This is a genomic window from Niallia nealsonii (assembly GCF_002835805.1).
GTDB classification, from domain to species: domain Bacteria; phylum Bacillota; class Bacilli; order Bacillales; family Cytobacillaceae; genus Niallia; species Niallia nealsonii.
Map to the genome: position 1 here is coordinate 64,536 of NZ_PISE01000029.1, position 12,826 is coordinate 77,361.

At 32.9% G+C, this 12,826-nt stretch carries 15 protein-coding genes, 1 pseudogene and 2 riboswitches; of the genes and pseudogenes, 11 read left to right on the forward strand and 5 right to left on the reverse strand.

All coding sequences use genetic code 11. From position 1 onward, the window contains the following. Positions 1 to 67 precede the first annotated feature (67 nt). From CWS01_RS13755 to CWS01_RS13770, 4 genes are all read left to right on the forward strand, one after another. On the forward strand, positions 68 to 541 hold the full coding sequence (locus tag CWS01_RS13755; protein WP_101177768.1) for a GNAT family N-acetyltransferase: 474 nt from the start codon (positions 68 to 70) through the stop codon (positions 539 to 541). Between the two features lie 247 nt (positions 542 to 788). Next, the gene (locus CWS01_RS13760; protein WP_101177769.1) at positions 789 to 1,136 is read left to right on the forward strand and encodes a hypothetical protein; all 348 of its coding nucleotides are present in this window, start codon (positions 789 to 791) and stop codon (positions 1,134 to 1,136) included. A 221-nt stretch (positions 1,137 to 1,357) separates the two neighbouring features. Then, entirely contained in the window at positions 1,358 to 1,846 is a 489-nt protein-coding gene (locus tag CWS01_RS13765; protein ID WP_101177770.1) for a DUF2243 domain-containing protein, read from the forward strand. Beyond that, positions 1,843 to 2,634, forward strand: coding sequence for a cytochrome c oxidase assembly protein (locus CWS01_RS13770; protein ID WP_101177771.1), 792 nt, complete (start codon positions 1,843 to 1,845; stop codon positions 2,632 to 2,634). Before CWS01_RS13765 ends, CWS01_RS13770 begins: the two co-directional genes overlap by 4 nt. Positions 2,635 to 2,802: 168 nt before the next feature. On the opposite strand, the gene CWS01_RS22415 is transcribed toward CWS01_RS13770, so the two are convergent. Next, positions 2,803 to 2,976 carry a hypothetical protein gene (locus CWS01_RS22415; RefSeq protein ID WP_157827655.1) on the reverse strand — a complete coding sequence of 58 codons (174 nt, stop codon included), beginning with the start codon at positions 2,974 to 2,976 and terminating at the stop codon, positions 2,803 to 2,805. Between the two features lie 113 nt (positions 2,977 to 3,089). After that, entirely contained in the window at positions 3,090 to 3,575 is a 486-nt protein-coding gene (locus CWS01_RS13775; RefSeq protein WP_101177772.1) for an FUSC family protein, read from the reverse strand. A 140-nt stretch (positions 3,576 to 3,715) separates the two neighbouring features. Here CWS01_RS13775 and CWS01_RS22980 point away from each other — a divergent pair, with 140 nt between their 5' ends. After that, complete coding sequence (locus CWS01_RS22980) at positions 3,716 to 3,901, forward strand: hypothetical protein (RefSeq protein ID WP_235852061.1); 186 nt, start codon at positions 3,716 to 3,718, stop codon at positions 3,899 to 3,901. A gap of 67 nt (positions 3,902 to 3,968) precedes the next feature. Further along, complete coding sequence (locus CWS01_RS22985) at positions 3,969 to 4,169, forward strand: DinB family protein (protein ID WP_235852062.1); 201 nt, start codon at positions 3,969 to 3,971, stop codon at positions 4,167 to 4,169. Positions 4,170 to 4,318: 149 nt separating this feature from the next. Here the strand turns inward: CWS01_RS22985 and CWS01_RS13785 are convergent, their stop codons facing one another. After that, the gene (locus tag CWS01_RS13785; RefSeq protein WP_101177773.1) at positions 4,319 to 4,795 is read right to left on the reverse strand and encodes a hypothetical protein; all 477 of its coding nucleotides are present in this window, start codon (positions 4,793 to 4,795) and stop codon (positions 4,319 to 4,321) included. Positions 4,796 to 5,191: 396 nt separating this feature from the next. Here CWS01_RS13785 and CWS01_RS13790 point away from each other — a divergent pair, with 396 nt between their 5' ends. Together CWS01_RS13790 and CWS01_RS13800 are read left to right on the forward strand one after the other, a co-directional pair. After that, positions 5,192 to 5,644 (forward strand): hypothetical protein, encoded by a 453-nt coding sequence (locus CWS01_RS13790; protein ID WP_101177774.1) that lies wholly within the window; start codon positions 5,192 to 5,194, stop codon positions 5,642 to 5,644. A gap of 819 nt (positions 5,645 to 6,463) precedes the next feature. Beyond that, positions 6,464 to 7,654, forward strand: coding sequence for a Ger(x)C family spore germination protein (locus CWS01_RS13800; protein WP_101177776.1), 1,191 nt, complete (start codon positions 6,464 to 6,466; stop codon positions 7,652 to 7,654). 17 nt (positions 7,655 to 7,671) lie between these two features. Here the strand turns inward: CWS01_RS13800 and CWS01_RS13805 are convergent, their stop codons facing one another. Next, complete coding sequence (locus tag CWS01_RS13805; RefSeq protein ID WP_101177777.1) at positions 7,672 to 7,857, reverse strand: hypothetical protein; 186 nt, start codon at positions 7,855 to 7,857, stop codon at positions 7,672 to 7,674. A gap of 68 nt (positions 7,858 to 7,925) precedes the next feature. Next, positions 7,926 to 8,008: riboswitch (cyclic di-GMP riboswitch) on the reverse strand. Positions 8,009 to 8,723: 715 nt separating this feature from the next. Between CWS01_RS13805 and CWS01_RS13810 the strand changes: the two are divergent. From CWS01_RS13810 to CWS01_RS22990, 3 genes and pseudogenes are all read left to right on the forward strand, one after another. Next, positions 8,724 to 9,270: pseudogene (locus CWS01_RS13810) on the forward strand (glucose-6-phosphate dehydrogenase); the annotation flags it as partial. Positions 9,271 to 9,448: 178 nt separating this feature from the next. Further along, positions 9,449 to 10,354: a phosphogluconate dehydrogenase (NAD(+)-dependent, decarboxylating) gene (gene gnd, locus CWS01_RS13815; protein WP_101177778.1), complete on the forward strand. Its 906-nt coding sequence runs from the start codon at positions 9,449 to 9,451 to the stop codon at positions 10,352 to 10,354. Between the two features lie 953 nt (positions 10,355 to 11,307). After that, complete coding sequence (locus CWS01_RS22990) at positions 11,308 to 12,258, forward strand: glycoside hydrolase domain-containing protein (RefSeq protein ID WP_101177779.1); 951 nt, start codon at positions 11,308 to 11,310, stop codon at positions 12,256 to 12,258. 74 nt (positions 12,259 to 12,332) lie between these two features. Here CWS01_RS22990 and CWS01_RS23190 read toward each other — a convergent pair whose 3' ends face one another. Continuing rightward, positions 12,333 to 12,461 (reverse strand): hypothetical protein, encoded by a 129-nt coding sequence (locus CWS01_RS23190; protein WP_268877073.1) that lies wholly within the window; start codon positions 12,459 to 12,461, stop codon positions 12,333 to 12,335. Positions 12,462 to 12,693: 232 nt separating this feature from the next. Further along, a riboswitch (SAM riboswitch) is annotated at positions 12,694 to 12,799 on the forward strand. Positions 12,800 to 12,826: the final 27 nt, after the last annotated feature.

Genomic DNA, 12,826 nt, shown 5'->3' on the forward strand with positions numbered 1-12,826 from the left:
AAAGTTGATTATATAGAAGAATTTGGAAAAGTAGTCGTGGAATAAGGATAAAGGGGAGTGTTTTTTTATGGAGATAAAAATAGATGATTTGACAGGGAAAGAAATTATTGAATTGATTGGGGAGCATTTGCAGGGTATGTCATTAAATTCCCCGCCTGAAAGTATTCATGCACTAGATCTTGATAATCTGAAAAAAACAGAGATTACTTTTTGGAGTGTGTGGGAGGAAGGGCAGTTGGCTGGCTGTGGTGCTTTAAAAGAGCTGAACAAAAAGCATGGGGAATTAAAATCTATGCGTACTTCTTCCAATCATTTGCGAAAAGGGGTAGCAAGGAAACTTCTTCACCACATTATCGAAGAAGCAAAACAAAGGGGCTATTTAACGATAAGTTTAGAAACGGGATCAATGGAAGCTTTTATGCCGGCAAGAAAATTATATGAAAGCTTTGAATTCAGGTATTGCAAACCTTTTGCAGACTATCAAGAAGATCCAAATAGTGTGTTTATGGAGAAAGAATTATCTCATTTTTACATGGAGTGATCCCCCACCTAGATTTTTCGTTTCCTCTCCTCATCTTGAGGTGAGGAGTTTACTGCTCATTACTGCGGAATAAATGACAAATGGCTAGATGATAAATAGCAGTCCAATGTTATTCGAAGCATTTAAAAAAATATTCTTCTTTTTTGTAAAGCAGCTAAATTTACTTTCATTGCAACCTTTTTAGCCATCATCTCGTAAATAAAGCAAAAAGCTTTTTATTACATAAATGTTAAAGGAGAGATGAAGCATGTTTATTGGAATGCAGACATTGCCGGTTGTTTATGTTGATAATAATCTTCAAGAAGCATTAGAAAATATTACGATTACATTTGATGGAAATAAAGCGAAGGAGCCTACTTTTAAAAGCATAAAAAGCGGGGAAAGAGTATTTACTGGATTGTATAATAAGTTTGATGAAATAAGAGCGATCTATTTAAAATATTATAATGATAAATTAGCTATAATGGAAAAAAAACAAATTTATAAAGTATTTAACAACACCATTTTAGGGACAGTGGGAATTATTTTAGTGGAAATTGTAGGAAAGCAACAAGATGGAAAATTGGAACTGAAAATAACGGAAAATTTTTCTTAAATCATTTAATAGGAGATAAAAGAGCAGTGAGAATTCAAAACATGAATTCTCACTGCTCTTTTGATTTTGAAGCACGATGAATAACTGTTTGATATTCTTCGTTATGAAGGTGTATCTAATTATTCCTTCTCTTTAATAAATGTCTCTTTTTTTGTGTGTAAACAATCTTTCTATTGGGTAAACTGCAGAAAAAGTATGTAGTTAAGAAAGGGTTGCTTGTGATGGAACAAAGGGAAGTATCTTCTACTCGTTATGATTATTTATCTGCCAATCTTTGGTCAGGTATTTTATTCGGATTAGGTATGGTTGCTTTTATTGATGAAACTATTTTTCATCAGCTTTTGCATTGGCATCATTTTTATGATAAATCGACAACAGGCATTGGGCTTATTTCGGACGGCTTATTTCATGCTTTCAGTTGGTTTGCGACTATTGCAAGCTTATTTATAGTGGCAGATTTGAGAAAAAAAGGTGGCTATTGGTTTAAAAGATGGTGGGGAGGCGTACAGCTTGGAGGAGGCTGTTTTCAGCTCTATGATGGAACGATTCAGCATAAATTCATGGGCCTTCATCAAATCCGTTATGTAGACAATGTTTATCTTTATGATTGGGTATGGAATAGCATTGCCGTATTGATGATTGCAACAGGAAGTTATTTACTTGTTGCCACAGGGAAAAAAGCACATGTTTGGAGACTAGCAAAAAAATGAATAATAACCATATCCACCAGCATCAGGCTATCTCCATGGATCCTTTTATTATTGTATTTTTTTCTTTTATGATAATTATCTACTTGTTTTGTGTTTTTTTATCCAATAAAAAATATAAAAAGTGGCCGCTCAATCGTACGGTTTTATGGATAATAGGGATGATTTGTGCTGCCATTTCACTTGCTGGGCCAATTGCAGAGCATGCTTCGATTGATTTTCGTGCACATATGCTTGGACATTTGCTTCTTGGTATGCTTGCACCAATTTTTGTAAGCTTTTCATGTCCGATGACGCTTTTATTAAGAACGATACCAATTCAAGCCGCTCGTATAGCAGCAAAAGTGCTGCAGTCGCTGCCTATAAGGATTTACAGTAATCCTTTTGTTGCAGCATTGCTTCATATGGGGGGATTATGGATTCTTTATACGACAAAACTATATGCCTTTATGCATGAATCGGTTTTAATTTATCTTGTCATTCACCTGCATATTTTTTTTGCAGGCTACTTATTTATATGGTCAATGCTTGATATTGACTTAAAACCATATCGAACTAGTTTTTTCTATCGAGCTGCAGTGTTAATTTTTGCTCTAGCAAGTCATGGCATCCTTTCCAAATATATCTATGCCTATCCGCCAGTTGGCGTTGTAAAAAGGCAGGCAGAAATAGGTGGAATGTTGATGTATTATGGAGGGGATATCATTGATATGGTGCTCGTTTTTCTTTTTTGTCTTCAATGGTATAAAGTGAAACCTCAATTAGCATGGAGTTTTTCTCATTCTCGCTGATTGTTAGTTAAAATGAATGGCCGGTTATGGCCCAACTAGATTAAGACTTTTTGTTGCCCTTCCTAATCTCTCGTAGTGGAGGTTTACTACCCGTTAATACGGGATAAAAAAGACGAATGTCATCAAGAGAAAGAAGCCAAAATTTTTATCGCTTTTTTGCTAGTACACTTAGCCTTTTGCTGATTTGACTCGCGCAATAACGTACTCCGATTGAAGCACCATAAAAATAAAAAAGATTGGTACAAAAGCTGCAACCAATTTTCTATGCCAATTTAAATTATGTTTCATTAACAGTCCTGAAATAAGGAAATTTGCCAGTATATTAATAAGCAAACGAATCATCTTTATCTCCCTCTCTCTTTTTAGATTGCGTTTTTATTAAGAAAGCATGCATAAAAGTTGGAATTCAACTATATTTTGCTAAAAGTTGAGCTGATTTTAAATGATGATTTCAGTCAGATTGCACGCTTTTTTAGAGGCAAAATAAATCGAAACCATAGAATTTGTATGATGACACCCGCTGCTAGACCAATTACCGTATCCCTCATTCTATCCATTGCATAATGTTTTGTTTGCTGTTCAAATACAAACACAAATAAAATGGTTAGTGCGACTTGGTGAATGGTAATTTTATCTGATTTTAGATATTTGGTTATAAATCCGCCAATCAAAATTAATAGCCCTAAATTCCATCCGGTTACCCTTAAGTTTGCTGCAATAAGTATGGTAAGCATTATGCCAATGACTGTTCCGATTAAACGTTTTGCCGATAAGGCCAGCGTTTGATTTATTGTCGATTGCAGACATAAAATAGCGGATAATGGCGCTAAATAGGGATGATGTGAACCTAATATTTTGGCCAATTCCCAAGATAAAGTAGAGCCAATCGCTAGTTTCCAAACTAGAGCGGTTAAATTTTCATTAGAAGGGGAAGCGTTCATATGTTCATATTAATCTCCTCTTTTTTAGGTAGTATTCCATTCTGTCGCTCAATCATTCTTTTTGTATGAAAGTAAAGATGATTTTTTTGTAAGCTGGAAAAAGAAAGCAATATAGGTTTGCTATTATCAGGAGGAATAAGATGGAAGACATAATTAAACAATTAAATGATTGGATACATAAAGTTACAGAAGATTTCACAAACCTTTCAGAATCAGCGATTTCCAAGCAGCCGGAACCGAATAAATGGTCAAAAAAAGAAGTGCTAGGACATTTTTGCGACTCCGTGATCATGAATTTGGAGCGTTTTATAAAGATTCAATATTGAACCACAGCCATTTGTTATTTCTTCCTATAATCAAGATAAGTGGGTCATGCTGCAAGGATATAAAGAAATGATAAAAGAAGAAGTATTAGATTTATGGGTGCATCTAAATAAGCAAATAATCCGCATAATAAAACAAATGCCAAAGGAGAAATTAAGTTATGTTTGTGATATTGGCAATAATCAGCTGAAGACTTTTGAATGGCTTATACAAGATTATCTCCATCATATGGAGCATCACATGAAGCAACATGTATTTAATGAACATTAATTCAAACAGTTTGCTATGGCTAAACGTGAATCGGGTCTATGTTTAAATAACGACGAAATTGGCACTGAATATATTCTGATTGACAGTGTCCCAGTATACTGCATTAGATCCTAACTAAGTCTCTTTTCAATAGAAAAAACGATAAAATATTATGATCTGATAAACCGAATGTGCAGCGGAAGGAAAAATCCGTATGTAAAAAAGTAGATAATGATGGAATAAATCAGACTCCACCCATGAAAAACCATATATCCAGAAAGTGTCATGCCAATATCGATGCCTAATGAACAAGGAATAAATATCGCTGCTAATTTCCACTTGTTTTGTTCAATAAAGTAATTAAGATAAAGATTGGCTAAGGACGTTGGAATAAATGTATAGCAAAATATTTCGCCAAGCCCTGTTAATTTTGGGTTTCCAAGGTCTAACAGATTAAACACCCTCCCAATAAGCCCGTCACAAAACCAAGTAATAAAAGCAATTATCCCAAAAGTAATATATATTTCTTTCCAAGTAATATTTTTTTGGGGGATGAAAATTACAATAAGCAAAAGAATAATACTCATCGACACAGGAAACCAAAGACCTTTTGCATGTAAATCTAGATTGCTTATTAGTTGATTCATTAAAGAAGTCTCCTTTAATTAAAATTTAACTTTTATAATTATCGTTTGAAAAAGCTTGGCTGCTTATTCATAAAGGATATGCAATAAATATTTTAGTCAAATAAGTAATGAAGCTGAATAGAAGAAATTAATTACATTTAATAATGGATGGTGAATGTTGATTAGGATTCCTAAACACTTTTTATGCATCTATTGATTTAGGGGGAAAAAGGTAAATAGAGAAATGATTAAGAATTTTAAAAAAATTTTAAAATGAGAAAAATGCTATTATTATTCCCTCCTTTTATCTGACTAGGCAATGTAATTCGGTTTATTTTATTTCGTAAAATTCCTTTTTTAGAAAGTATTGGAACTTTTCAAAATAAAAATCGTCTAACCGTAAAAGGGGGAATAGTCTTGGGAAAAAAATTTATGGTGATTATAATCTTTGCTGTATTGGCTGCTGTATTAGTATTTAGGTTTTGTTCTAGCCAAGGGGAGCCGCCGGAGGCATTCATAAAAATTAACGGGAAAGACATTACAATGAAAAGAGGTTCTTATCAATGGACATCAAGATATCTGCTGTCTTATAGTACAGAAATTGCAGATGCCGCTTCGCCAAATCAAATAGCAGAGAATATGGAGGCTGTTGGCATAAAACAGAAATCAGTTGGAGATATAGCTTTCCATGATGATTCTAATCCAAAAATTCATGCATATATATGGAGTGGCACAGAAAGAAGCAAAGAATTAACGATAAAAAACAATAAACTGACATTGCCGGCAGAACTAGGGAAGCATGTTATTGAAGTGGAGACCAAATGGAAAAAAGGCAATGCTTCGTATACATTTGTTGTGGACATACAATAGCAAAAAAAAATAAATCGAGCTTTAGTAAAAAAGAGCAGCCAATAAGTCGATTTGTCGGTCATTGGCTGCTCTTTTTATGTTCAAGAAAGCTGATATATCAATATTTCAAGCTACGCGTAAAATGCTCGCTCTCTTTATCACTCCCCTTTATGGTTATAGTTATTACCATAAAAAGGTGACTGCGCTCAGAGGATTCCTAAGATAGTCAAGCGTTTTCAGACAAAGTAATTTTATTCCCTTAATTAAAAAATCTAATTGTGAAAGAAATTTTTAGAATAGTATCTTTTTTTGCATTTGTGAATGCATCAAACGAATATTCTAGGTGATTTGTCAATTTGCTTATAGGATAATTATGGAAATTAAAAGTATGAAAATAATAAGACCAATAATTGTATAAAGAATGGAGACAAGCAAAGCAGGATTCATACGAAAGAAAAATGGTTCCTTTTCTAAAATAATACCAGTTTGGGCACTAATCTTGCTATCTATATATCTAGTCCAACTACCACCACTGCTTGAGAAAGTAAAAAGAATAACAGTAAAAAGCAGCCCAATAACTTCAATATAGCGAATCGAAAAGATAGCAGCGGTTAAAAAGTTGCCACAATTTCTAATGTTAACGTAAAAAATGGTAAAATAATGATTTTGTTCATAATAATTCCACCTTTCTTTTTTCTTTTATCAGATTTGTTTGAGAGGAGAAATAAGAGATGAATTAGTCCGTTTTTTAGCTATTTTTGTATAGATAATATATTTTTCCATAAACTACTTTTAATCGCAAAATGTGGTGAAATTTTTTGTATATTGGAGCAATTGAGCATGAAGTGGAGACAAATACTAAGCATTTTGTTGGCCTGTTGTCTATTAACAGGATGCTGGGATAGGAAAGAACTTTCGCAAACGAGTCTTGTTACTGGCATTGCAATTGATGCCGGTGAGAAACAAAAGTACAGAGTATCGTTAGAGGTTCTTAATGCTACTGAATTGAATACACGAACAGCACAAGGAGAAACCCCTGCTCTTGTTTTTACAGTGGAAGGAAATACGATTGCCGAATTATTGCATAAAATGAATGTGGCTGCTTCCCAAAAATTTATATACTCTCATATGAGGCTGCTAGCAATAAGTGAAGATGCTGTTAATGAATTACTGTTGGATTTTCTTGATTTTTTTGAGCGGAATCGAGAAATACGTTCTGATTTCAATATTGTATTAGTTAAAGGGAATCGTGCAGAAGATATTTTAAAAGTAGTCAGTCCTATATATAAAAATTCTTCCCTAAAAATAGGTGCCCAATTAACCCAAATGTATCGGGGGTGGGGAGGAGACCCTGGGATGCGTCTGGATGATTTTATTCGTGTGCTAACGAGTGAAGGGCAAGTTCCTGTGATTGCCAATTTAAGCATTGAAGGCGATCTGAAAAAAGGGATGAGCGTTGATAATCTAAAAAATGTAATACCAGAAGCAAAGGTCAAACTAGAACCTCTGGCAGTTTTTAAAAACAGCAGAGTAATCGGTTATTTAACATTAAATGATACGCGCAATCTGTTAATGATTCAAAATAAAATGAAACAAACGTATATAGGAGTTCCTTGTAATAATAAAAAAAAAGTAATAGGCATCCATGTCGTCAGATCAGTGTCAGATGTATCAGCAAAGGAAATAAAAGGGATCCCCACATTTCGGGTGAAAATTCGAGCAATTGCTGTTGTTGAGGAGGTGGGCTGTAAACAAGATTTATTAAAGAGCCAAACATTTGATCATTTTGAAAACCTTATTAATAATCAAATAAACAAAGATATCCAGCAATTAGTGAAGAAAATGCAAAAAGAATATCAAGCAGATATTTTTGGGTTTGGTGAATTATTGAGGGAAAATGATTATAAGCATTTTAAAAAATATAAAAACAACTGGGAGGAAGGTTTTGTAAAATCAAAGGTATCTGTTGACTTTAAAGTTACGATAAAACGCAGCGGCACTAAAAAAAATAGTTATGAGGTAAGTCAATAAAAGGAAAAAATCCATCATTATTCAATGATGGATTTGCAGCTAGGACATGTTATTTCTGTACGTTGTCTAAATTGAATACGTTTAAAATCCCTTTTGTCAAATGTTGCATAATGTTTATAAGTAGTGCCGCATACACAATGCTGGCTGTCTTTTACAACATGACGAATGCTTGTTTTTTCAGTTAAAACGGTTGGATAGAACATTTTTTTCCTCTTTTCTAATTTTAATAAGGCAAATTAGAAAGAATATATCGATTTTTACAAGACTGAATCTTGGCAACCCGGCTACCATAGCTAATGCTTTAGGCCCGTGGCTTTGCGTCTTTTACTTTCGTAAAATTTGCCCACTTTAATTTTACCATTATATTGGCTTTAGTCAATGAATAAAGTAGGGGATTTTGAGAGAATAGCTTTATTTTTTAAGTAAAAATAGGGATTGTTTTTTTAAAAAAAATATATTTATAGGATAATAGCTTCATATTATTTTATTTTTTTGAATATAATCGATCATTAAAGCTTCTTAAGCTAACATTAAACATTCCTCTACTAGTAGTAGTATTTCAGATGTTCTATCGTCTGAAATAGCTCTGCTCTTTTTTGTGGGGCTATTTTAGTCGGTAGATTAATTCTTTTGTTTTCACTAAAATGATTGCTTTTGTTGATGAGTGTTGTATTTCAAGCAATCCATTTCCATAATCATAAAACATAAAATGTATTTTTTGTTTATATATTACTTTTTGTCCTAATTTAATACTAATCATCCTAACTATAAGTAATGGGTGATTCTAAATTAGTCTCAAGTATAGCATATCTACAAACTGATTCGCATCATTCATCCATTGAAAAGGATATTTGTACTAGAAAGAATGTAAGGGGATTATAGTAATATTTTAAATTCTTATTTAAAATATTTTAGCAAAATAAGTTGTTTCTAGATCAAGGTATTCAAAATAAATAGGATAATAAAAAAGTATTGGAAAGTTATTCCGAAAACTTTTTTATTATTACTTGTACAAACAGTAGGATACTATATATGATATTCAGTTGAAAGCAAGTGCTTGATTTCTATTGTGAAAGAATCATTCCTCACATTTTCTAGATGTTCGACTGATAACTATTCTAAAATGGAAGACTTTATCCATGCGTTTCGTTATCATTCTTTAGATGTAACAGATAAAAAAGGGGATAACAAATTATTAAAAATCATTCAAAGACGTGAGGAAGAGTTAAGTATTTCTGAAAATCGTCTTTTTATTTATCAGTTGCTACTCCATTCTTTGATGACATTGCATTTAATATCAAGGAAAGTGGCTTAGGCTCTACAAAGGGCTAGAAAAGTCATTTTGCCATGATTTGAAATCTGTCCAAGAATTAAATGAAAAGCTAGGTCGTGTTTTCAAAGAGGAGGAAATTTATTGTATAGACCATTATCTTGGAAAGCCGATGTTTCAAAATCTTGAAGCATTAGAGTTTGCTAATCCTATACTGTAAGCATTATGGAATAATGAACACATTGCCAATGAACAAATTATAGCCAGTGAAACGGTTGGATTAGAAGAAAGAGCTGGATATTATGACAAAGTTGCAACTATTCGAGATATGGTTCAAAACCATATACCTCTGCATTCATACCGATCAGGTTAGAGGCTTCTGATAAATTAGTAAAAGAGAATGGATTTAAATGGTGGTAAATAGGACTATTCGCAAGTTTAAAACATATATAAGTATAATTTTCAGGATATACAGAAATAATATTACACAATTTATTGATAAAGATATATAGGAGGCACTTAACATGAATGTCGGATTAATTGGTTTAGGGAAAATGGGATTAAATTTAGGGAAAAATCTAATTGACAATAAACATGAAGTAGTCGCATTTGATTTAAATTCAAAGGCCGTTGAAGAAATGCAAATGTATGGAGCAAAAGGTGTAACTAGTATAGAAGATCTTGTTCAATCATTGGAAATGCCCAGAGTTCTTTGGGTGATGGTTCCACATGCCGTTGTAGATTCAGTGATTAGTGAACTTATGCCCCTTTTAAACAAGGACGATATTGTTATTGAAGCTGGCAATTCTCATTATAAAGAATCAATTCGTCGTTACAACCAACTGAAAGAAGTTGGAGTGAACTTTATGGATGTAGGAACTTCTGGAGGAATGGAAGGTGCTCGCAATGGTGCTTGTTATATGATTGGTGGAGATCTAGAAGCCTGGAGTATGGTAGAGCCTGTATTTAAAGATACTGCTGTTGAAAATGGATATTTTTACGCTGGACAAGCAGGGAGTGGCCATTTTCTAAAAATGGTCCATAATGGGATTGAGTACGGGATGATGGCTGCGATTGGTGAGGGATTTGAAGTGTTAGAAAAAAGTGAGTTTGATTATGACTATGAAAAAGTAGCTAGAGTATGGAATAACGGTTCCGTTATTCGTTCATGGCTTATGGAATTGACAGAGCATGCCTTTTCTAAAGATGCAAAGTTAGATGAAATTAAAGGGATAATGCATTCTTCTGGTGAAGGAAAGTGGACTGTTGAAACAGCTCTTGATTTACAAATGGCTACCCCTGTCATCGCAATGTCTTTATTAATGCGTTATCGTTCATTAGAAAGTGATACGTTTACAGGTAAAGTTGTCGCAGCTTTACGTAATGAATTTGGTGGGCATGAGGTAGAAAAAAGTAAGGGAAACAAATAGTTTAAATATTTTAAAGGTGGAATAGCATCTCTGGATTCAAATTGATTTTATAAAAAATTAGAATTAATGGGGTCAGAATTTTATGTTGGGCAACTTTACTCATGAGTGAAGTTGCCCTTTTTATCATATATAATACTTTAATGATAACTTATATAGGCGTTACTGTTTCATAAGCCTTGAAAATAGTTTTTGTCAACAAAATAAAATATTATTACAGAACAGGTGGGAGAATTTCTGCTTGCTATTTTTTCGAACCAAGTGCTTTGCTTTTATTTATCTTGATGCTTAATTTGAAAAATAGGAGAGTTTTATCTATGCAGTATGATTTTGCTTTCTTGCCGTCCATTTACAGGTAGAGAAAGAGCAAATAGTGTTGTAATTTGCTGACGGCATGTTTGGAATTATTTAAGTGAATTCTAGTTTGGAGAAATCTAAAGAAAAACTTTTAATAGAGAGAAAAAGCATAATTACTATAAATCAAAATTGCCATGTTGCAAGATCAGATGTAGTTTTTCTAATACTCTATTAGTGTCTCTGTTGATTTTGTACGATCTTCGATAAACTGGTGAAATTGTTTTAGGTGTTCTGACATATATGCAATGATCTTTATCGTTTCGTTTATTTGTTAATTTGAGCAAGAATTAAAGAATGATGCCAAGCTCAGTAGCAGAACGAAGTTAAATGAGGAATTGCAGTAGATTGTTTTTCATAAAAAAATAGGAGAAGCATTGGCACGGCTTTTTTTGCTAACAGATGATATTTTCCTTTTAATCAACTATTTGAGAATCATCTATTCAAAAATGTACTAATAATGAATAGAGGAAATGGCGAAATAATCAAAAAATTGCTGAAATGGGTATCTAAATTCCCTTCTCATTTCTAAATATACTATAAAAGCCATGTTTTATAAATAATCACCAATAGAGTCAATAAAAAAGAGGGAGAGTGGCAGGATGAGAGCAGGGTTTGATTGTGCAACAAAATTATCTTTACAATCGGCAAAAGCATTAAAGCAAGCAGGATTTACTTATGCAGCTCGTTATTTAGGAGAATCTTGGAAAACATTTGATGAAAAGGAAGCAGCAGCTATTCAATCAGCAGGCTTATTATTGATTAGCATTTTTCAGAAATCGGCCAATCGTTCTTCATATTTTAGCTGGAAACAAGGAGAACTTGATGGAAAAGAAGCTAGTAACTATGCAAAAGAGGTAGACCAGCCAAAAGGAACGGCTATCTATTTTGCAGTTGATTTTGATGCACAATTAAAAGATATGGAAACAATTCGTCGCTATATGAATGGAGTGAAAAACCAGCTACAAGATTATAAAGTAGGAGTTTACGGTTCTTCTAGAGTAATGCAGGCACTAAAGGAACAGGTAGATTATTATTGGCAAACATATGCATGGTCAAGAGGAGAAGTTTGTGATTTTATTCATATGTATCAATATGAAAATAATGTTTATGCTGCAGGCATTAATGTTGATCGCAATGAGATCAAAAAAGCACCAGGAGATTGGGGGGAATTACGCTCAACAGAAGCAGTGAAACCTCAGAAAATCCCAAAATATGATGTAGTAAAAAATATAAATGCTTATAGGAACGCTCAAGATGCATTAGCAAATAAAAATAGTAAAGGCACTGTAAAACCTGACAGTTATTATATTTTTAATGAATCAGAAGGTATGGTGAATGTTACGAAACAGCAAAATATGCCTGGGTCGTGGATTAATCCTAAGGAAAATAGAAATCAGAGTAAAGAAGAGCAATATCATATTGTGAAAAATAAGGAAACATTAACATATATAGCCAAAAAGTATCATACAACAGTAGCTAAATTACAAGCCTTAAATAATATTGATAATCCTAATCTTATTTATGTGAATCAAAAGATAAAATATAAATAATTTTTTATATAAGATAATTGCTCTGACCAAATTGCATATTCTTTCAAATAATTGCTCCTTTTCTAGTAGTCAACTTATAGCTTGTTTACTTTTTTGTTTAATGCGGTTAAATAACTAATAATAATAAAACTAAAAATGCTTGAAAGTACAGCACTCCCTATTCCCATCCAGATAAGTGTTTTTAAATTATTGTTTGTTGTCATTTTATAACCCTCACTTATTTTTGTTAATAGTTTTTCTTCTACTGTGATTATTTATGTCTCTATTTTTATTACATCTGTTTAGTTTTTTAAAATTGCTTTTTTTAGAGAGATAAAAAGGTTTAGAATAAGGTGCTCTGGAGTAAAAAAAAAAATGACTAGGAATTTTCCGAAAATTATTTTGACTCCTCCAAAAAACTGTGTTACTATCCAATTAACAAAAAAACTATATAAACTCTTATAATGAGAGGCGGAGGGACTGGCCCAGTGAAGCCTCAGCAACCATTCAATATGAAAAGGTGCTAATTCCAGCAAAGCATTTATGTTTTGGCAGATAAGAGAGGAATTCTTCAGACAACAAGCCTCTC